The organism is Aeromonas sp. 82P, assembly GCF_051919365.1.
In the GTDB taxonomy this organism is placed as follows: Bacteria; Pseudomonadota; Gammaproteobacteria; order Enterobacterales; family Aeromonadaceae; genus Aeromonas; species Aeromonas veronii.
The window spans coordinates 1,611,418-1,630,436 of the sequence record NZ_JBQBEV010000001.1; the positions used below are offsets into that span (position 1 = coordinate 1,611,418).

Genomic DNA, 19,019 nt, shown 5'->3' on the forward strand with positions numbered 1-19,019 from the left:
AAAAGCTTCGCCTTTTAAAATCTGTTATCAAGTTGTTTTTTATTGGTGACGGGAGGGGCTCTCATGTGGTTCGTGAAATGTCAGCTCTCTTCGGGTCATATTGGTTTGAGATACAGTCAAGACGGATCATGGGCGATGGCAACCTACTGCCTGACTTCCTGCCCCTTGGCGTTCTGCAGGGTGTGAAACAGGTAGTGATCGTCCCGATCGTAATAGACGGTAATGGTGTGGCGCTGGGTGTAGTCCGCCGCGACCCCGGCTACTGTCATCGGCACCAGGATCAGCTCCCCCAGCCCCAATGTCACGGCGCTCGCCGTGGCCTGGCCATTGCCGTCAGCGCGTTTATGGATCTTGCCGAGCACGGTAAAACGATCGCACCCCTTGACCTGCGGCGTATCCAGATATTGGCCTTGTGTACAAGGCTGCGGTTCGCCCAACTCGGCACGGATATGTTCTCGGGGTTGTCCCTGTGTCAGGGTCTCGCGAAAGCGCCCCGAATAGTGATCGATGGCGGCAGCGCAGCCACCTAGCAGCAATGGCAGCGCGAGCAGCAGCGGATGAGAAATACATACAGGACGATTCATAAGGGCAAGACTCCGTTATTGCGCCAGTGACGCGCTATCTTGGCCACGTCGCTCCGGCTCGCTGCGATGCAAAAAAGTGGTCAGGGTATCGCGCGGCGGCGTGATGCCGCACTGCACCAGAATCCGCCCGATGGCTCCCCTGTGATAGCCGCCATGAGTCACCAGATGGAGCAGCATTTCATCGCGGCTCATCTGCCCCTTGTCACCATCGACAAAGCGAAACGAGAGCGGGGTTGCCCCCTCTTGCGGGCTCAGCGACGTGACGTAATCCACCAGCCAGTTATCCAGCTTGGTGACTGCGCCACGCAGTGCGGTGAGGGTCGGCGTCTCCGGGGTATTGGTGGCGGTAAAGCTGTGGCGTTCCCCCAGCAGATTGGCCTGGAAGATGGTATCGACCACATGGATATGGTTGAAGATCCTGAGGCTGGTGTGGTGTGCCTCGCCATATTGCTGCGCATCGAGTGTGGCGATCGCATCCAGCAGTTCGCCATCGGCCCAGCGTTTGTAGTGAAAGAGGGATTGCAGTGTCTTGTTGCTCATCGCGTCCTTGCCCTTGTCGCTTCGTGAAGTGCGGCATGTTAGCCAAAATGGGTTCAATACGAAACCCGTTCTGCTGCTGTTCTGCCCCCCACCATACAAAAAGCCCCGAGAGCTGGCGCTTTCGGGGAAGAGGAAAAACATCGACAAGGCATTACAAAGGCATTGGGGTCACACCTGAACCGGATCAGGCATCGACATAGAGCACCTGACCGCTAATAAAGCCATCGACGGAGCGCTCAAACGCCTTGCCGACCAAAGCGCCCGGCACCGGCTGGAAGCCTGGCATCATCTCGCCATATACGTCCCACGCCTCTTCCAGCACCGTCGGGTTGACCACATTGATGCGAATGCCGCGGGGCAGCTCGTGGGCCACGCACTGGACAAAGGTATCGATGGCGCCGCTGGTGGTGGCATCGGCAATGGCCAGCGGGATCGGCTTGATATTGAGGATGCCGGAGATCAGGGTGAAGGAGCCCCCCTGATTGATGTAGTTGAGGCCGATATTGACCAGATTTATCTGCCCCATCAGCTTGCTCTGGATGGTGGTTTGCCACTGCTCGTCGCTCATCTCGCCAAAGGGGGCGTATTCGCAATAGCCGGCGGTATTGACCACCGCATCGAAGGAGCCCACGTTTTGGTAGAGCCGCTCGATAGACTCTCTGCTGGTGATATCCACCTGAAAATCACACCCCTCGCCGGAGCGGCTGGCGGTGATCACCTTGTGCTTGCCCAGACCACTGAGGGCGGCTTGCCCCATTTTCCCCTGAGCACCAATCAGAATGACAGTTTTCATCGTTAACCTCGCTTTGCTGGAAGAGCTGCAAGGTTAGAGAGCCACTGATACAATGTAAATCATGGGTGGTTTGTATATGATACAACTTTAATTGGTGAGGTAAGGGTGGAGAAGATCGATATCAGGCAGATGCGGGTGCTGGTGCTGCTGGTGAGATACAAGAGTGTGTCGCGGGTGGCCGAGCTGCTGGAGATCTCCCAGCAGGGGGTGAGCAGCCATCTGAAAAAGCTGCGCGACCTCTTTCCCGCCGAGCTTTTTATCCGCCAGAGTGCCGGGTTGCAGCCGACCGACTACGCCTGCGAGCTGGCTGACAAGTTCGAGCAGATCCTGGCCGATATCGACGGGGTTTTTGTGGCCGCCCCCTTCGATCCCGCCAGCAGCCAGCGCACCTTCAGGGTGATGGCGAACGAATATGCCCAGCTCGCTATTATTCCAAGGCTGGCGAGCGCCCTGCGCAGTCAGGCACCCTCCATCCGGCTAGATGTGGTGGACTTTCAGACCGAAAATCATCTGGACGCGCTGGCCAGCGGCGAGGTCGATCTGGTGATTGGCTTTGATGCCTATCTCGACCCGGGGTTGCTGCGTGCCACCCTGCGCCGGGATCACTACTGCTGCGTGCTGCGCCGCGACTCCCGATATCTGCCGGACAAGGCCCCGCAGGATATGGCGGCCATCCCCTTTGTGCAGTTCGCCAACAGCGTCGGCAATTTCGAAGGGCAGATGAGCCCGCAGCAGGTCGCCAGCTTGGCGGTGGCGACGCTCCCCTGTTACACCTCGCTGCAAGCCTTTATGTCGGTCAATGACGTGGCGGCCTGCATTCCATCAGCTATCGCCGCCCTCGGGGATTTTCGCGTGCTGGAGCTGGCCGGAGCGCCCCAGCCGTTCGAGGTGGTGGTCGGCAAACACCGCAAAAGTCAGGGCAATCTCGCCATCGAGTGGCTGGCCGAGGTGATCAAGTCGGTCTGCGATCTTGCCATGCCGAGATAACATCGCCGTTTGCACAGATCTGCACACGCCAGCCAGTGCGCTAACGGCAGGCTGGATCTGCGGGAGAAATCCTGCGATGGTGCGGGCAGTTATCCGCTTGTCCCGTTATCGAGTGAAAAGGAGTTGAGATGCGCATTGCCATGATTGGTCTGGGGGATATCGCCCAAAAAGCCTATCTGCCGCTGCTGGCGAGCGATGAGCGGGTCACCCCGCTGCTCTGCACCCGCAATCCATCTGTGCTGGAAAAGCTGGCCCGCCAGTATCGGGTCGCCGAGTGCTTTACCGATGTGGCGGCCCTGCTTGCCAGTCGCCCCGACGCCGTGATGATCCACGCCGCCACCGCCGTTCACCGCGAGCTGGCCGAGCAGTGCCTGCGGGCAGGGATCCCCACCTTTGTCGACAAGCCCCTGTGCGACAATCTGGCCGAGGCAGAAGCGCTGGCCAACCTCGCCATCGCGCAAGATTGCGCCCTCTTTACCGGCTTTAACCGCCGCTATCTGCCCGCCATGGCCGAGGCACGGGCCCAGCCGCTCACCGAGCTTAACTGGCAAAAGCACCGCTTCGCCCTGCCGGGCAAGGCGCGGGATTTTATGTTCGATGACTTTATCCATGTGCTCGACAGCCTCTGCTTCTATGGCGGCGTGCCGGGCGGCGACTTTCATGCGGTATTGCGACCGGATGCGAAGGACAGCAGCCTGTTGGCCGGGGTTAGCGTTAGCTGGCAGAGCGGGGATCGCGCCATCAGCGGCAGCATGAACCGCAGCGCCGGCATCACCGAGGAGCGCATCGATGCCTACGGCGACAATCTCTCCCTGCACCTTGAAAACTGCACCCGTGGCATCATCGCCCGCGACAAGCAGGCGCAGATGCTTAGCCCCAGCGACTGGCAGCCGGTGCTGGCCCAGCGCGGCTTTGCCGCCATGCTGGAGCACTGGTATCAGCAGATTGAAATCGGCAAGGCGGATAGCGAGCTGATCGCCTCCTACCTGCACGGTCACCGGTTGGCAGAGCAGCTGGTGGCGCAGGCTGACAAGCGGGGATAAGGCTGGCTGGAAGCCTGAGATATATGAATGGGAGGTGCGCGAAGGTAGCGCACCAAAAACAACGGGGGCCGCAGTTGCGGCCCCCGTTGTTATGGGATGAGATGCATGGGATCAGATGCACTTCACCGGCTTGGGCAGGCCGCCAATCTTGGTTGCCTGCTTGGCGGGCCCTTCCGGGAACAGTTTGTAGAGATAGCGGCTGTTGCCCTTCTCGGGGCCGTACTGCTTCTCCATCGCCTTGACCAGTGCGCGGATGGCGGGGGAGGTGTTGAACTCCAGATAGAAGGCGCGCACAAAGCGCACCACTTCCCAGTGCGGCTCCTCAAGCGTGATCCCCTCCTGCGCAGCCAGTACCAGTGCCAGCTCCTCGCTCCAGTCGTTGCTGTTGAGCAGGTAGCCCTTGGCATCGGTCTCGATGAGTTGGCCGTTGAATTCCAGCTGATGTTTTTCGGACGCAGACATGAGGGCTCCTCGCTAATGGGGCTATCAGGATTGGGCGGGCATGGTAGCGCCTTGATCCCCGGTGAGCAACCGGCTCTCGTTGGCCAGATGCAGCAGCTGATCTGCCAGCTCGCTGATCAGGTTGAGCTGCTGGGTCAGCATCAGCTGCTCCTCGCTGCTGTCCGGACTGCTGTCCGTGCAAAGAAGGGGGCTCTGACCACCGACGGAGCTGGAGGGGTTGCCCGCCAGATGACCGGCGGCCTGCTCCAGGGTGTGGCAGATGTGGTGGCGCACCTCATCCAGCCCGCTGATGGCCTCCAGCTTGTCGCGATGGGCCCCCAGCGCCGAAATGTAGGAGAGCAGGGCGTGGTTGCGCCAGGTGAGGGTAAAGCAGAGATCGAGGAAGCGGCGGCGCTTTTGCGGCTCCACCAGCATGCTCTGCCAGGCGGTGGCCAGCTCGCTGTCTGCCAGATGGGCGCTCTTGCGCGCCACCCGATAGTCGATGGACTCGTCCCGCTGCTGCTTGAGGCTCGCCAGCACCGCCGAGAGGTAGCGGGCGTTGGCCGAGAGCGAGTTGGCGATCAGGGTCGGTAACCGCTTGTACTGCCAGTCAGGCCACAGCCAGGCTACCAGCCCGTAAGAGATCAGGCAGCCGAGCAAGGTATCGAGCAGCCGCGGCCCCAGAATGGCAAAGCCGATGCCATCAAGCAGGTTGAACGCCATCAGCACGTAGAGGGTGATAAAGCAGACCGCGGCGCTGTAGTTGTTGCGCACCTGGGTGAAAAACAGGAAGGCGGCCAGCCCCATCACCACCAGCTGAACGTGCAGCTCGGGAAACAGCCAGAGCACCGGAATGCCCACCAGTATGCCGGCGAAGGTGCCGAGCATCCGCTGCACCAGTCGGCGGCGGGTGGCGCTGTAGCTGGGCTGGCAGACAAACAGCACGGTCAGCAAAATCCAGTAGCCCTTATCCATATCAAAGGTTTGCAGTATGCCGTAGCCGATCACCAGTCCGAGCGACAAACGCAGCGCGTGGCGAAACACCATGGAGTGCAAGGTGAGGTGCTGCTTGAGCTGGGCTAGCAGCGGCAGGCGGGGGGGGCGCGCCAGCGCTGGCAGATCCTGCTCCGGCTGCTCGGGGTTTTGCAGCACTTCGGCGCTGCCCAGCAACTGGTTGATGCTGGCCAGATTGCGGCGCAGGAATTTCATCGGCGTCAGCAGGGTTTTCGGGTAGTGCTGCTTGAGATTGGTGAACTCCAGCTGATCGCCTAGGGCCTCCAGCGTCCAGTGGATGCGCTTGTTATGGGCGTAGGGCTTGTGCACCAGAATGGCGTAACCCAGCCGCTGGCATGCCTCGGAGAGTTGCAGGAACACCTCCTGAAATCCTTCCAGTACGATGCCTTGCTTGAGCTCCGCTTCCAACCGGCTGTAGGGATAGTGGCTGGAGGTGGCGCGCTCGTGAATCTCCAGCGCCAGAAGATAGAGGCGCAGCAGGCTGGCCAGCTCGGGGCTCGCCGGATGGCGGCGGCTCAGGCGGGCGTTGAGGGCCGACTTGGTGAGGGTCAGCGCGCTCACCAGATTGATGTTGAGCTGGGCCAGATTGTGGCGAATGGCCTGGGCGCCGTGCTCGTCCGCCGGGAAGAAGCGGGACTTTTCCAGCAGGTAGCGGCCAAGGGCGAAGTAGCTCTGGGCCAGTTGCTCGTGCAGGGTCTTGTAGGGCAGCAGCCAGAGCCAGATAAACGAGACCAGCCCGTACCAGAGGGCGCCGGCGCCGAGTGCCAGCGGCTGGTAGAAGAGATCCGGCGCCTTGGCGGCCCCCAGCATGGTGTAGATGGCGATCAGCAGCGAGCCAAAGCTGATGGTGGCGTAGCGGGCACCGAGGGCCCCCACCATCACAAAGATAAAGGTGGAGCTGGCCAGCCCGATGGCAAACAGCCAGGGGGTGGGGTAGAGATACTGCACGCACAGGGACGCAAACATGAAGCAAATCAGCGTCATGGCGAGGTTTTTAAGGCGTCCCCACAGGCTGTCGTCGGTTTCGGCGATGGCGCCCGCCACGACCCCGAGGGAGAGCAGCACGGTGAGTTGGATATTGCCTGTGGCCAGGGTGAAGGCGAGCAGACCGAGAATGGCCAGCAGCACCTTGAGGGCGAAGTAGATGTGACTATCGGTCAGCAGTCGGCGCAGCAGGCCAGAGAGATCCATCGGCATGAAACAGGAACAACCCTTGAACGAAACGAGGGCAGGATGTTACCCCGCCGAAGCGGGGTTTTTGATTAGTTGCGGTTGCCGCCAAGCAGGCTCAGCAAGCTCAGGAAGATGTTGTAGATGGAGACATACAGAGTGACGGTGGCAGAGATGTAGTTGGTCTCGCCGCCGCGCACGATCTGCTGGGTAGTCAGCAGGATGGCGCCGGAGGAGAAGAGCATGAACATGGCGGACAGAGCCAGGCTCAGGGCGCTCATCTGCAGGAAAATGTTGGCAATCATGGCTACCAGCAGTACCCAGAAACCGACGAACAGCATGCCGCCGATGAAAGAGAGGTCACGCTTGGTGGTCAGGGCATAGGCCGACAGACCGAAGAAGGTGAGCGCGGTGCCGCCAAGGGCGGTCATCACGATCTCGCCACCACCATTGTTCATGTACATGTTGATGATGGGGCCCAGGCTATAGCCCAGCAGACCGGTCAGGGCGAAGGTGAAGACCAGCCCCATGCCGTTGTTGCGATTCTTCTCAGTCAGGAACATCAGACCGTAGACACCGATCAGGAACACGGCCCAGTGCAGCGGCGGCATGTTCATCACGGTAGCGACCCCCGCCACCACGGCAGAGAAGCCCAGAGTGAGGGAGAGCAGCATATAGGTGTTACGCAGCACCTTGTTGGTATCGCGTACGGCACTTTGGGTGCCAGTGTAGATAGAACGGGTATCCATCTTGGGTGTCCTCTTGATGTCCGGGTGAGACGGCGAGCAGCCGCCTCGTGATCGCTGTTTGTTACTGCATGTTTACGCATTGTATGTAGAACAAATAGGGATGACGAGGAACAATTTCAAGCCACCTGCCATTTTGCTCCCGCACACTATCCCACAGGAAATATGTATTGCATATGAACAAGGGCTTAGCGTAGTATGCACGCCGTTCGGAGGGGTGGCAGAGCGGCTGAATGCACCGGTCTTGAAAACCGGCGATGGGCGACCATCCGTGGGTTCAAATCCCACCTCCTCCGCCATATTCAAAGAGAAAGCCCAAGCGATTCAATCGCTTGGGCTTTTTTGTATCTGCGGTTTTTACCGGTCCACCTGATGGCCTGCGGCTATTGCCACTCCCGATAGCTGGCGAGGCGGTAGCCGCGCTCGGCGATAAGGGCGGGCAGGGACGGGTCGGTCAGGATCGCCAGTTCGTTGAGGCGGGGCTGGCAGTAGGAGCTGCCCTGCATTTCAAGATCGACAAAGGAAGGGTGGCACATGATCTCGAGCGAATGGGCCCCCAGTTCACTGGCCTCATCGAGCAGTTGCAGCAGGCTGGCTTGGGTCAGCTGCGTGCCGTAGAAGCGGTCGTCGAACCGATCGCAGCTCTGCGGGTGGGTGACGGTCAGGCCGTGGCGGGCTATTTCGCCCCGGTCGATGCGAAGGGGCAGGCCATGCGCCTTGGCGAAAGCCTCCACCAGCGGGTAGAGTGTCGGCAACATATGAACATGGTGGTGGCTGTCGATATGGGTCGGCTGCTTGCCGAAAATCGCGACAAAGCGCTGATACTGACTCGCCAGCTCACCGGATATCTCGGCCAGATCCAGCTCTCCCGCCTCGCTCTTGTGCCAGATCCCCTTGTTGAGCTCGCCCTGCTCGTTCACCAGCGAGGTGAGCGGCGTGAGCGGCTTCCCCCAGCTGAGCATAAAGTGCAGCCCGACTGGCAATTCGGGGAAGCGTTCGGCCAGCCAGGCGGCGTGTGCGATAGCGGGGGAGGTGACGATGGCGCTGGTGGAGCTGACGACCCCGTGCTCGAACGCCTCTACGATGCCGTAGTTCTGGGCGCGGCAGAGGCCGAAGTCGTCGGCGTTGATGATCAATCTTTTGCTCATGAGGATTCCCTTGCGGTTAAGCACCCCGCCAGTTCGGGCGGGGCGTGTTGGCCTCAGGCGAGGGCGTCGATAGCGGCGGCGAAGTTGGGCAGGTGTTCGCGGTGGGCCAGCAGCAGCTCGCGGGCGACGATGCGGGCATCGTTGTCGGAGTGGATCAGCGGGTTGAGGTTCATCGCCAGCAGCAGGTCATCGAAGTCGCCGCTGATGGCAGCCTTGGCGGCGGCTATCTCGAAGCTCTTGATGAGGTGCACCAGCCCGTTCACCTTGTCGTCAAAGCGGGTGAGGCGCGGGTGGGGGATGGCGCCATCACGCCCGATCAGGCAGCTCATCTCCACCGTCCAGTCGGCCGGGATATTGGTGACATGGCCCTGATGGGGCACGATGACGTAGTGCTCGCTCTGCTTGTCGTTGTAGATGGCGCTGATCACCTCGCAGGCCGCATCGGAGTAGTAGGCGCCGCCACGCAGCTCCAGCTCCTTGGGCTTTTCGCACAGCTCGGGGTTCTGGTAGAGCTCGAACAGCTTCTTCTCGACCTGCTGCACCACTTGAGCCCGGGCACCGCCCTTGTAGAACTCGCCCATCTCGATCCCCAGCATCTCTTTCTCCTTGAAGTAGTAACGCAGGTAGGAGCAGGGGAGCAGGCGCAAGCCGCGGATAAAACCGGGGTCGAACGGCAAGTCGAAGATGTTTTTGACCGAGCTGGCGCGGGTCAGGCTGCCATCGGCGACCCCTTCCAGCAGCTCGTCAAAGCGGGATTCGCCGTTGACCAGCACATCGCCGATAAAGACCAGATGATTGAGGCCGAACAAATCCATGGAGAGGTGATCATGCTCGGTGAGCTGGAGGGCATCGCGCACAAACATCTGCATGCCGACCGGAATGTTGCACACCCCGATAAAGCGGCGGAAGTTGGTATGACGGCGCACCGCTTCGGTCACCATGCCGGCCGGATTGGTGAAGTTAATCAGCCAGGCATCCGGGCAAAGCGCTTCCACGTCGCGGATGATGTCGAAGATGACCGGTATGGTGCGCAGTCCCTTGAACAGGCCGCCTGCGCCGTTGGTCTCTTGCCCCAGCATGCCGTGGCTCAAGGGGATGCGCTCATCCTTCTCCCGCGCCTGCAACTGGCCGACTCGAAGCTGGGTGGTGACGAAGTGGGCGCCCACCAGTGCCTCGCGGCGATCCAGGGTTTTGTGCAGGGTCATGGGGATGCCCGCCTGACGGATCATCCGTTGGCAGAGGTCGAAGATGATGTTCAGTTTCTCTTCGCCAGCGGGAATATCCACCAGCCACAGCTCGCTGATGGGCAGCTCGGCATAGCGCTTGATGAAACCATCGACCAGCTCGGGGGTGTAGCTGCTGCCGCCGCCTATGGTGACTACCTTGATCTTCTCGCTCATAAATCCCTCTTTATCGATCTTTCTAGGTTTGATGGTGGCCGCTCAGTCATCAGGGTGAGAGGGGCCGCAGCCGCCTGTGGCAGGGGCTGGTGACAATGGATTGGTTCTCTTGAACCGGGTTGTTTAGGTCAGCAACTCGCTGGTCTCAGGCTGAACTTTCGAATTTCGGATAGAGATATTTGCGGTAACTGCCGGGGGTAAACGAGGTGAGCTTCTTGAAGTTTTTGATAAAGAGGCTGACGTCGTTGTAGCCGGTCTCGAAGGCGATATCGGCCACCGAGTTGTTGGTCACCTCCAGCTGCATCTTGGCGTAGTTGATCCGGATCTCGTTGATGATCTGCATCGGCGTCTTGTTGTAGTAACGCCGGGTGGCCCGGGTCAGATACTCCTGGCTCTTGCCACAGAGGGAGACCATGTTGGCCAGCGCATCCTCGGCAAAGAGGGGGCGATCGTGCATCCGCTCCACGGTTTCATGGAGCCAGAGTGGAAGATCATCGCTGGCGGAGGTGTCCTTGTAGTGACGCAGCCGGTTCATCACCGCGTAGGTCACCACTTCGAGAAATTCGGTCAGCGCCTCTTCCCTAAACCCCGGTGAGACCAGCACCGACTCGATGTAGCTGAGGAACTCGCTCTTGAGCGGATAGGCCTGTGAGGCGACGAAGTGTTCCGGCAGCAGGTATTTGAAGTGCTCGTCAAAATAGGTACGAGTGATCCCGACGTTGAAGATGCGGGTGGTGCCGAACTCGTAGAAGCTTTGATGGCGGGAGCCGAGTGGGATAAACACCACGTCCCCCCGCTCCAGCAGCACCCGCTTGCCGTTGACCTCCTGATAGTAACGACCGGTCAGTACCAGGGTGAACTCGTAGTAGTCGTGCTGGTGCAAACCGGTTCCGCTCACCTGTTTGTTGTAGATGAACATGTGGAACGGTTTGTTGTTAAACAGTTCGGTTTCCCGGATTGTTTTAACGCTCATGAGTCGCTTCCTGATCTGCGGGCCGATGACGGGGCCTCTCGCCCCGTCCGGAGGTTATTGGTTCTGCAGCTTTTCGTGCAGCTCGATCAGCTCGCTGATCAGCTCACGGGCCAGCATGGAGGTCATCAGGTGATCCTGGGCATGGACCAGAACCAGGGTGACCGGGATCTTGCCTTCGCCCTGATCATCCTCGATCAGCTGGGTCTGCACCAGATGGGCGGCATTGAGTGCCTCGCGGGATTGGGCCATCAGCTGGTGGGCGGCGGCCAGATCCCCCTCCTTGGCTTTTTTCAGCGCGGTGTAGGCGAGACTGCGGGCCTGTCCGGAGTTGATGATGAGCCCCATCACCACCTCTTCCAGATCGTTGCAGGTGGCGGCCTCTTCAGTGATGTTGTCCAGATCGAACATGTGTCGTTCCTTACGTGAATGCGTTAATTGAAACCGTTAGTTGAAGCCGTTAATTGAAACCATGGTTGCGCGCGACCTCGGCAAACCAGTAGCCGCTCTTCTTGATGGTGCGCTGCTGGCTCCCCAGATCTAGGCGGATCAGGCCGTAACGGTTCTTGTAGGCGTTGAGCCACGACCAGTTGTCGATAAAGGTCCACAGGTGGTAGCCGCGGCAGGCGCTGCCCTCTTCCAGGGCGAGATGCAGCCACTCGAGGTGTTCGCGAATGAACTGGATGCGGTAGTCATCCTCCACCCGACCCTCGGGGCCGATAAAGCGATCTTCCCCCTCTACCCCCATGCCGTTCTCCGAGATGTAGCAGGGCAGGTTGCCATAGTTGACTCGCAACTCGGTGAGGATGTCGTAGATCCCTTTTTCGTAAATCTCCCAGCCGCGGTGGGGGTTCATCTTGCGACCCGGCATCTTGTAGTAGTCGAACAGGTCGTCAGGGGTGCGGGGCAGCCCCTGCCAGGGTTCCTCTTTGGCCTTGATCCGGCGTGGCTGGTAGTAGTTGATGCCGAGGATATCCACCTTACCGGCGGCGAGCAGTGCCTTGTCACCCTCTTCGATCTGCGGCAGCAAGTCATACTGCGCCAGCAGGGCGACCAGCTCGGGGTCATAGCTCCCCTTCATGGCCGGATCGAGGAAGCTCTTGTTGAGCAGCAGATCCGCGATGCGGGAGGCGGCGAGATCTGCCGGATCCTGCGAACGGGGATAGGTCGGGCTCAGGTTTAGGATGATGCCGATCTCGCCATCATGCTGACAGGCGCGATAGGCCTGTACGGCACCGGCATGGGCCAGCGCGGTGTGGTAGGCAACGGTGGCCGCCCGGCCGAAATCGACCACGCAGGGGTAGTGATAGTGGCCAAGATAGCCACACTCGACCGGCACGATCGGTTCGTTGAAGGTGAACCAGTGTTTGACTCGGCCGCCAAACAGGTCGAAGCAGCGGGTGGCGTAGCGCACATAGGCGGCCACCACTTCCCGACTCTCCCAGCCGCCACGCTCTTGCATGCACATCGGCATGTCGAAGTGGTAGAGGTTGATCAGCGGGGTGATCCCCTCGGCCAGCAGCCGATCGAAGACGGCGTTGTAGAAGCTGACCGCCTCCTGATTGACCTCGCCGACTCCGTCCGGGATCAGCCGTGACCAGGAGATGGAGGTGCGGAAACTGTTGTGTCCAACCTGTTTGAGCAGCTTGATGTCACTCTCGAAGTTGTCATAGAAGGTAGAGGCATCGGTCGGACCGACCCCGTTGTGGAAACGTTCGGGCTCAATAGAGAACCAGTAGTCAAAGATATTGGCGGATTTGCCGCCGCGGTTGGCGGCGCCTTCCATCTGCGGGGCCGAGCTGGCGCTGCCCCACCAGAAGTTATCCGGAAAACGATACTGCATGGGTGATTTCTCCAGGCTGATGGGGGAGGAGTCTTGCTCCTCCCTTGCTGTCATTTGAATGGCTGTTATCAGAACTTCAGGGCCAGAGCGATATCCTCTTCGCTCTCCTCTTCTTCATCGATGACGTTCTGCGCCTTGTTGGCAATCAGCACGAAAGGCATATACATCAGGGTGGCGACCCCCAGGTTGAATATCGCCAGACAGAAGGCGGCCACGCTGCCGTTGGTGGTGAAAAAAGCCATCAGGCCGGTTGGCATGGTCCATGGCGCTGTGTTGGTGATGGGCGGGATGATCCCGGCGGAGTAGGCCGCCATGGTGATCCCCATCAGTACCGGGTGCACCAGCAGGAATGGCACCATCAAGACGGGGTTCATGATGACTGGCAAGCCAAACAGGATGGGCTCGTTGATCTGGAACATGCCTGCTGGCAGACCCAGTTTGGCGACCTGACGGTAGTCATCGCGGCGGGAGACCATAAAGATGGCGATGATGAGGCCCAATGTGGCACCGGTACCGCCAAGGAAGACGAAGGAGTCGGTGATCGGCTTGGCCCAGAAATGGAACTGATGACCAGCTGCGATTGCTGCGTCAACTGAACCGTAACGGTTGAATAGATCGATGTTTTCGAGTGTGAAGGGGCCCAGTACGCCGGACTCCAGCGCGGTGAGTGCCAACATACCGTGCACACCGAAGAACCAGAGGAAGGAGGAGAAGACCACGTAGATCCAGCCTACCAAGTCACTCATGTTGGACAAAGGTTTGGAAATATTGTCCATGATCAGCTGGTGGAAGTTGGTACCGACGCCGTTCAGCAGATAGGCAATTACCCCCATGATGGAGAGGATGATAAAGCCCGGGATCAGCGCAGAGAAGGAGCGGGAGACCGAGGCCGGTACGCTGTCTGGCAGGGTGATGACCCAGTTGCGACGGACGATAAAAGCAAACACTTCGGCAACACCAATACCGAGCAACATGCCGGAGATGACATTGGTACCACCCAGCCAGTTGGCGCCAACCGCATAGGCGTCGCCCACGCTGAACGGTGTGACCGTCATAAAGGCTGCCACCGCGAGCAGGCCGGCGGCCAAGGGATCGGCCTTGCGCTCTTCCGCCATCGCCATACCGATAAAGAAGGGGGTCATCAGGGACATAATCCCCATGGTGCCGTTATAGACGTTACCACCAATTCCTTTGAGCCCGTCCAGAATGGCAATGGTGGCGGGATCGAGCCGTATCCCGATGGAGTAGAAGAAAGAACCTTCGCCAAAGCTCAGAAAGACACTATTGATGAGGATAAACATTGCCCCGACCAGAGAGAGGGGCATCATTTTGATAAAGCCGTTCTTGATGGCGTTGACATGAGGCTGCTTACCCATCTTGACGGCGATGGGCAGAACGACCTTTTCCAACGATGCGATGATGTTGCTCACAGGGATCTCCTTACTGCGCGAGGCTCTTCTTGATGGAGGCGACGGCAGCCTTCAGCACACCCAGCCCGTCGACCTTGCCGTAGAGCAGGGTGTCGATCACCTCAACCGGCTTGCCCGGCAGCTGTTGCTGGATGTCAGGCAGCATGTAGGCGATTTGCGGGCCCAGCAGTACCAGGTCGGCATCCTGCCCCTTCTCACCGGCCAGGGTCTCCGGGTAGGCATCGATCAGCACCGGCACATCATATTTTTCCGCCTGCGCTTTCATCTTTGAGACCAGCAGTGACGTGGACATCCCGGCAGAGCAAAACAGGTAGATACGCTTCTTTTCCATAACTCTTCCCTCAACGCTTGATAACCAAATGAACAGATCGGTCGAGATGCTTGTTTGTCGCACTTGCAAGACAAATCAATCATCTTCAGTTGACCTCATTGTATCGATCCCTGGTTTTCATCTGGTATTTCGATATTTATATCAATAGTCTTTGGTTGACCATCTGTTTTGCCGTTGCTCACATTTTTGAGGGTGGGGATCAAAGTGAGTACACAAAAAACAGCAGACACAGATGATGTAGTGAACAGATAAGTTGTTATTTTTCATGCGATTAATGTTTTTCATGAGATATGGCATTCTACTTTTCATATAAAACACTCATAACTGGCGAGAGATCACATTTTTAGCAATGTGCAACGTGGTTGATATTTTTCTTTTTTGGCTCAAAGGTTCGCTACCAGTAATGAAGTGTGTGCTAATTGACTATTTATTCGCAGCTGAAGTTGTGGTGACCAAAACCAGCCGCTTCATTGTGATGTGTCGATGGCGCAGAGTTTCACTTCATGCCACTTCAAACTGGGTGGTGATGAGGTCGGGGCGGGGCGTCCTCCTGCATACCCCGCAAGAAGTAACAACACAGATACCCGGTCAACAGACCACTTTCGAGCGACGAGAGCCCACTATTTAGCCCGTTTACTCCTGTATAAGGAGCTCAATAAATTTTCAGCAATCAAGTGATACTTTGGTGTCAGTGCCGTGATTTAAATCACGAAAAAAACCGTTTTTATGGATTAGCATAATCACGCATGACGAATTGTATCGGATGATTGCTTTATTTTTTAGTGGCTTGGGGAACGCAGATGAAAAGCGTGGTCGGATTGATAGAAAGCAAATTGATGCCGCTGGCAGGGCGCCTTGCTCAACAGCGTCATTTGGGGGCAATTCGGGATGGCTATATCTCGTTTATGCCATTCATCATCGTTGGTTCGATATTGTTGGTTATCTCATCGTTCCCCAGCGACAGTTATAAAGCCTTCATGGCATCCATATTTGGTGAACAGTGGGGGAGCACGATTGAGATCCCGTTCAATGCCATCTTCTCGACGATGGCTCTGTTTATCTCTTATCTGGTGGCCTATCGTCTGGCTGAGCGTAATGATATCGACAAGAGTTCTGCCGGGATCCTGTCTCTCTCCTGTTTTCTCATCCTGACACCATTTAGCGTGGATGCGCATGGAGCAGCAGTGATTCCGATGGAGTGGATCGGTTCCAAAGGACTGTTTGTTGCCATGTTGGGGGCCATTGTCTGGACTGAGACCTTCACCTTATTCTTGCGTCGCAACATTGTGATCAAAATGCCGGAGGGGGTGCCACCAGCGGTACAGAAGTCATTTGCTGCGCTTATCCCTGCGTTGATCATTCTTTCCATGGCTCTGGCCATCCGGGTCTTCTTTGCAGCCACCTCTTACAACACCATTCATGAGTTTATCTACTCCGTTATTGCCATGCCGGTTCGCCATTTTGGGACGTCCTATTTTGGTGCGATTTTGACGGTGCTCAGCATCAGCTCGCTCTGGTCGGTCGGGATTAATTCCGGTTCCATGATTAACGGGATCTTGCGTCCCTTCTGGATGGACAATCAGGCAGAAAACCTGGCAGCTACCCATGCCGGCTTGATGCCCCCCCACGTTGTCACAGAGCAGTTTTACGACATGATCTGGATGGGGGGATCAGGGGCGACCTTGTCGTTGGTGCTGGCAATGCTCATTTTTGCCCGTAGCCAGCACATCAAGAAAATGACCCGACTGGCCGCTGGTTCCTCCATCTTCAATATCAACGAACCCATCCTGTTTGGCCTTCCGGTCATCATGAACCCCATCATGCTGATCCCGTTCAATCTGGTTCCTGTGGTTCTGGTGACTATTCAGTACATCGCGATGGCATCGGGTGTGGTCTCAACGACAACCGGGGTTTATATCCCCTGGACGCTGCCCCCTGTCATCAGTGGTTTTATTGTCACTGGTCATCTGAGTGGAGCCCTCATCCAGTTATTCAATCTGGTGATTGGCGCCATGATTTATCTGCCTTTCCTCAAGGTTCTGGATCGCCAGTATCAGGCGGCAGAGCACCCGGCCGAACATCATGGGGAGTCGTCACATTCACTTCAATCGCATAAGAAGGTAAGCAATGGTTAATCATCAATGGGGCATTATCGCCACCTGGCGGATGGCTTACGAAGGCCTGAGTGCCAGTGCAAAACTGCTGGCTGACAAAGGGGATGCCCGCTCTGCCGTATTGCAAGCAGTCAAACAGGTAGAGGATTACCCACTTTACAAGTCAGTCGGGTACGGTGGCTTGCCAAATCAGGATGGTGAAGTCGAGCTGGATGCGGCCTTCATGGATGGCGACTCATTGGCCATGGGCGCCGTGGCTGGCGTACGCAATCTGGCCAATCCGGTCTTGATCGCTGCGGCGTTGAGCGAAGAGCGATTCAACAGTTTCATGGTGGGTGGCGGTGCGGAACAGTGGGCTATCCACAAGGGATTCGAGCAAAAACAGATGTTGACCGAACGGGCTTTGCAGCACTATCGCAAGCGTTGCCGAGAAACACTTGCTCGTGGCCTCAACCCTTATACAGGGCATGACACAGTCGGGATGATTACCCTGGACCAAAACAGCAAGATTTGTGTAGCAACTTCAACCAGCGGTCTCTTTATGAAGCGGCCAGGACGGGTGGGAGACTCCCCGGTCTCCGGTAGTGGTTTTTATGCCGACAGCACCATGGGGGCCGCGACGGCCACTGGCCTGGGTGAAGACTTGATGAAGGGGTGCATCAGTTACGAGATTGTTCAACGCATGGGGCGGGGGATGACGCCGCAGATGGCGGCCGAGTCTGCCGTCTATGAGCTGGAAGCCCGTCTGCTGGACCGCTATGGGCGTGCCGGGGATCTGTCGGTCGTCTGCATGAATCGCGAAGGCGAGTTCGGTGCGGCAACCAATATTGATAGTTTCTCTTTTGTCGTGGCCAACCACACCCTTGCACCAACAGTTTTTCTGGCTCGGCGTGAAGGCGATCATACCCTCTACAGCGAGGCGGATGAGACTTGGCTGAATGCCTATCTTGCCCGTATCAGCGCCCCCGTGGAGGAACCCCATCATGCTTGATGCATCAGTCACGCTCTGGTCTACCCCTTTGCCTGCGACGACGCATTTGCTGCTGTGGCAGGGGGGGGCTCATGGCTATCGGGAGCAAGCTGTCTTGCAGCCCATCGCGACACTATTGGCTGAGTTGAACGGTCGTCCGAGCACCACGCTCGATGTCGGGTTGGCGGGGCTGTGCCAGCGTTTGACATGGCTGGCGGCCGACCATCAGACGCTGCTGGAGCCGGCGGGATTGCGCGAGATGACCGATGTATTGATCCGTGCAGTACCCGCTGACGGAACCGGGTGCGTTGCCCTCGACATCACCCCCTTTTCGCTGGAAAACCCGGCGCAACGGGCTGCGCTGCGCCACTGCATCGTAACGTTGCAAAACCAGTTCTACCAACTGCCTCTGCTCGGTTATCGATCCGCCCCAAGCCGTGCAGAGCCGGCACTGCGGCTACTGGCTGCGCCAGAGCAGTATCCATTGGCCGAGGCGCTGCTGAAGGAGTGTTGTGCCATCAGCTGCGGGATGCGAGTTGCCCGGCGTATGGCTGATCGGCCAAGCCAGGATTGTACACCTGTGAGTGTGGCCGATGAGTTAGCAAGCTATGCCGCTCAGCATGACGAGGTCAGCTGTGAAATTCTCGATGAGGATGCGATCCGTACCTTGGGATTGGGAGCATTGCATGCGGTTGGCAAGGGGAGCGTGAATCCTCCTCGCCTGATCTTGCTGCGTTATCAGGGGGGCGGTGATGCCCAACCTTACGCGGTAGTGGGCAAGGGGGTTACCTTTGACAGCGGCGGCCTCTGGCTCAAAGAGGGCGAAGGCATGCGTACCATGAAGTACGATATGTGCGGTGCAGCCGTGGTATTCGGACTGATTGATACCGTGCGACGTTTGGCGCTGCCGCTCAATCTGGATGCCATACTGGTATTGGCTGAAAACATGCCAACGGATCGCGCCATGCGGCCTGGCGATGTCGTCACCACCTATGCTGGTCACACCGTCGAAATCATCAACACCGATGCCGAGGGGCGGCTGGTATTGGCGGACGGGATTGCCTTTGCGGATCGTCAGCTCTCTCCTCGCTGCATTATCGATGTGGCCACGCTGACCGGTGCCGTCGTCAAGGCGTTGGGTTATGACATCAGCGGCTTGATGAGTAATGATCCTGCGTTGGGCACTGCCCTGACCCGGGCGGCTGAGTCGAGTCGGGATCGTCTATGGGCATTGCCGTTTGATGACAGTTTTGAACCGCAAATCAAGAGCTATATAGCAGATTTCACCAATACTCCCCCTAATAACGCGGCCATTGCTGTCTCTGCGGGCTATTTTCTGAGTAAATTCTGTGGCAACCGTCCATGGGCTCATCTGGATGTGAGTGGTACAGCACTGCGCCGTGGTGACTATACCCAGGCCAGTGGTCGCCCTATCCCCTTGTTGACGGAATTTCTAATCCAGCAAATCGCGCCCGCCATGAATGGGTGAGCAGAA

18 protein-coding genes and 1 tRNA gene are annotated in these 19,019 nt (G+C 58.1%); 6 read left to right on the forward strand and 13 right to left on the reverse strand.

Annotation, left to right across the window (positions count from 1 at the left end; genetic code table 11):
* Nucleotides 1-143: 143 nt before the first annotated feature.
* From ACTG2S_RS07540 to ACTG2S_RS07550, 3 genes are all read right to left on the reverse strand, one after another.
* Nucleotides 144-584 (reverse strand): hypothetical protein, encoded by a 441-nt coding sequence (locus ACTG2S_RS07540; protein ID WP_201947496.1) that lies wholly within the window; start codon nucleotides 582-584, stop codon nucleotides 144-146.
* Nucleotides 585-599: 15 nt separating this feature from the next.
* Complete coding sequence (locus tag ACTG2S_RS07545) at nucleotides 600-1,124, reverse strand: DinB family protein (protein WP_184232527.1); 525 nt, start codon at nucleotides 1,122-1,124, stop codon at nucleotides 600-602.
* Nucleotides 1,125-1,308: 184 nt separating this feature from the next.
* Nucleotides 1,309-1,917 (reverse strand): short chain dehydrogenase, encoded by a 609-nt coding sequence (locus tag ACTG2S_RS07550; RefSeq protein ID WP_033113045.1) that lies wholly within the window; start codon nucleotides 1,915-1,917, stop codon nucleotides 1,309-1,311.
* A gap of 105 nt (nucleotides 1,918-2,022) precedes the next feature.
* Here ACTG2S_RS07550 and ACTG2S_RS07555 point away from each other — a divergent pair, with 105 nt between their 5' ends.
* A complete protein-coding gene (locus tag ACTG2S_RS07555) occupies nucleotides 2,023-2,904 on the forward strand; it encodes a LysR family transcriptional regulator (RefSeq protein WP_439982246.1) in 882 nt (293 codons plus the stop codon).
* Between the two features lie 128 nt (nucleotides 2,905-3,032).
* Nucleotides 3,033-3,947 (forward strand): Gfo/Idh/MocA family protein, encoded by a 915-nt coding sequence (locus ACTG2S_RS07560; protein WP_439982248.1) that lies wholly within the window; start codon nucleotides 3,033-3,035, stop codon nucleotides 3,945-3,947.
* A gap of 111 nt (nucleotides 3,948-4,058) precedes the next feature.
* Here the strand turns inward: ACTG2S_RS07560 and ACTG2S_RS07565 are convergent, their stop codons facing one another.
* The 3 genes from ACTG2S_RS07565 to ACTG2S_RS07575 all read right to left on the reverse strand — a co-directional run bounded on the left by ACTG2S_RS07565 (nucleotide 4,059) and on the right by ACTG2S_RS07575 (nucleotide 7,321).
* Complete coding sequence (locus tag ACTG2S_RS07565; protein ID WP_019446869.1) at nucleotides 4,059-4,409, reverse strand: TusE/DsrC/DsvC family sulfur relay protein; 351 nt, start codon at nucleotides 4,407-4,409, stop codon at nucleotides 4,059-4,061.
* Between the two features lie 24 nt (nucleotides 4,410-4,433).
* Nucleotides 4,434-6,599, reverse strand: coding sequence for a YccS family putative transporter (gene yccS, locus ACTG2S_RS07570; protein WP_439982249.1), 2,166 nt, complete (start codon nucleotides 6,597-6,599; stop codon nucleotides 4,434-4,436).
* A 65-nt stretch (nucleotides 6,600-6,664) separates the two neighbouring features.
* Nucleotides 6,665-7,321, reverse strand: a complete 657-nt coding sequence (locus tag ACTG2S_RS07575) for a Bax inhibitor-1/YccA family protein (RefSeq protein WP_005338308.1) — start codon at nucleotides 7,319-7,321, stop codon at nucleotides 6,665-6,667.
* A 208-nt stretch (nucleotides 7,322-7,529) separates the two neighbouring features.
* Here ACTG2S_RS07575 and ACTG2S_RS07580 point away from each other — a divergent pair.
* Nucleotides 7,530-7,617 (forward strand) — tRNA-Ser (locus ACTG2S_RS07580).
* 84 nt (nucleotides 7,618-7,701) lie between these two features.
* On the opposite strand, the gene chbG is transcribed toward ACTG2S_RS07580, so the two are convergent.
* From chbG to ACTG2S_RS07615, 7 genes are all read right to left on the reverse strand, one after another.
* The gene (gene chbG, locus ACTG2S_RS07585; protein ID WP_439982250.1) at nucleotides 7,702-8,466 is read right to left on the reverse strand and encodes a chitin disaccharide deacetylase; all 765 of its coding nucleotides are present in this window, start codon (nucleotides 8,464-8,466) and stop codon (nucleotides 7,702-7,704) included.
* 53 nt (nucleotides 8,467-8,519) lie between these two features.
* Complete coding sequence (locus ACTG2S_RS07590; protein ID WP_421249321.1) at nucleotides 8,520-9,866, reverse strand: 6-phospho-beta-glucosidase; 1,347 nt, start codon at nucleotides 9,864-9,866, stop codon at nucleotides 8,520-8,522.
* A 145-nt stretch (nucleotides 9,867-10,011) separates the two neighbouring features.
* Entirely contained in the window at nucleotides 10,012-10,839 is an 828-nt protein-coding gene (chbR, locus tag ACTG2S_RS07595) for a transcriptional regulator ChbR (RefSeq protein WP_069554568.1), read from the reverse strand.
* Nucleotides 10,840-10,893: 54 nt separating this feature from the next.
* A complete protein-coding gene (gene chbA, locus ACTG2S_RS07600; protein ID WP_005347548.1) occupies nucleotides 10,894-11,247 on the reverse strand; it encodes a PTS N,N'-diacetylchitobiose transporter subunit IIA in 354 nt (117 codons plus the stop codon).
* Nucleotides 11,248-11,296: 49 nt separating this feature from the next.
* A complete protein-coding gene (locus tag ACTG2S_RS07605) occupies nucleotides 11,297-12,679 on the reverse strand; it encodes a glycoside hydrolase family 1 protein (protein WP_439982252.1) in 1,383 nt (460 codons plus the stop codon).
* A gap of 68 nt (nucleotides 12,680-12,747) precedes the next feature.
* Nucleotides 12,748-14,109: a PTS N,N'-diacetylchitobiose transporter subunit IIC gene (gene chbC, locus ACTG2S_RS07610; RefSeq protein WP_075113378.1), complete on the reverse strand. Its 1,362-nt coding sequence runs from the start codon at nucleotides 14,107-14,109 to the stop codon at nucleotides 12,748-12,750.
* Nucleotides 14,110-14,119: 10 nt separating this feature from the next.
* Nucleotides 14,120-14,440 (reverse strand): PTS sugar transporter subunit IIB, encoded by a 321-nt coding sequence (locus tag ACTG2S_RS07615; RefSeq protein ID WP_411613973.1) that lies wholly within the window; start codon nucleotides 14,438-14,440, stop codon nucleotides 14,120-14,122.
* An 800-nt stretch (nucleotides 14,441-15,240) separates the two neighbouring features.
* Here ACTG2S_RS07615 and ACTG2S_RS07620 point away from each other — a divergent pair.
* The 3 genes from ACTG2S_RS07620 to ACTG2S_RS07630 are packed head-to-tail and all read left to right on the forward strand — an operon-like array spanning nucleotide 15,241 to nucleotide 19,013.
* Nucleotides 15,241-16,575, forward strand: a complete 1,335-nt coding sequence (locus ACTG2S_RS07620; RefSeq protein ID WP_075113376.1) for a PTS sugar transporter subunit IIC — start codon at nucleotides 15,241-15,243, stop codon at nucleotides 16,573-16,575.
* Nucleotides 16,568-17,545 (forward strand): N(4)-(beta-N-acetylglucosaminyl)-L-asparaginase, encoded by a 978-nt coding sequence (locus tag ACTG2S_RS07625; protein WP_182939145.1) that lies wholly within the window; start codon nucleotides 16,568-16,570, stop codon nucleotides 17,543-17,545. The genes ACTG2S_RS07620 and ACTG2S_RS07625 overlap by 8 nt, the downstream gene beginning before the upstream one ends.
* Nucleotides 17,538-19,013, forward strand: coding sequence for a leucyl aminopeptidase family protein (locus ACTG2S_RS07630; RefSeq protein ID WP_411613969.1), 1,476 nt, complete (start codon nucleotides 17,538-17,540; stop codon nucleotides 19,011-19,013). Before ACTG2S_RS07625 ends, ACTG2S_RS07630 begins: the two co-directional genes overlap by 8 nt.
* Nucleotides 19,014-19,019: the final 6 nt, after the last annotated feature.

Bases quoted from the DNA above. Each gene is read 5' to 3' on its own strand.
- ACTG2S_RS07540 (WP_201947496.1), bottom strand. From the start codon at position 584: ATGAATCGTCCTGTATGTATTTCTCATCCGCTGCTGCTCGCGCTGCCA.
- ACTG2S_RS07545 (WP_184232527.1), bottom strand. From the start codon at position 1,124: ATGAGCAACAAGACACTGCAATCCCTCTTTCACTACAAACGCTGGGCC.
- ACTG2S_RS07550 (WP_033113045.1), bottom strand. From the start codon at position 1,917: ATGAAAACTGTCATTCTGATTGGTGCTCAGGGGAAAATGGGGCAAGCC.
- ACTG2S_RS07560 (WP_439982248.1), top strand. From the start codon at position 3,033: ATGCGCATTGCCATGATTGGTCTGGGGGATATCGCCCAAAAAGCCTAT.
- ACTG2S_RS07565 (WP_019446869.1), bottom strand. From the start codon at position 4,409: ATGTCTGCGTCCGAAAAACATCAGCTGGAATTCAACGGCCAACTCATC.
- yccS (WP_439982249.1), bottom strand. From the start codon at position 6,599: ATGCCGATGGATCTCTCTGGCCTGCTGCGCCGACTGCTGACCGATAGT.
- ACTG2S_RS07575 (WP_005338308.1), bottom strand. From the start codon at position 7,321: ATGGATACCCGTTCTATCTACACTGGCACCCAAAGTGCCGTACGCGAT.
- chbG (WP_439982250.1), bottom strand. From the start codon at position 8,466: ATGAGCAAAAGATTGATCATCAACGCCGACGACTTCGGCCTCTGCCGC.
- ACTG2S_RS07590 (WP_421249321.1), bottom strand. From the start codon at position 9,866: ATGAGCGAGAAGATCAAGGTAGTCACCATAGGCGGCGGCAGCAGCTAC.
- chbR (WP_069554568.1), bottom strand. From the start codon at position 10,839: ATGAGCGTTAAAACAATCCGGGAAACCGAACTGTTTAACAACAAACCG.
- chbA (WP_005347548.1), bottom strand. From the start codon at position 11,247: ATGTTCGATCTGGACAACATCACTGAAGAGGCCGCCACCTGCAACGAT.
- ACTG2S_RS07605 (WP_439982252.1), bottom strand. From the start codon at position 12,679: ATGCAGTATCGTTTTCCGGATAACTTCTGGTGGGGCAGCGCCAGCTCG.
- ACTG2S_RS07615 (WP_411613973.1), bottom strand. From the start codon at position 14,440: ATGGAAAAGAAGCGTATCTACCTGTTTTGCTCTGCCGGGATGTCCACG.
- ACTG2S_RS07620 (WP_075113376.1), top strand. From the start codon at position 15,241: ATGAAAAGCGTGGTCGGATTGATAGAAAGCAAATTGATGCCGCTGGCA.
- ACTG2S_RS07625 (WP_182939145.1), top strand. From the start codon at position 16,568: ATGGTTAATCATCAATGGGGCATTATCGCCACCTGGCGGATGGCTTAC.
- ACTG2S_RS07630 (WP_411613969.1), top strand. From the start codon at position 17,538: ATGCTTGATGCATCAGTCACGCTCTGGTCTACCCCTTTGCCTGCGACG.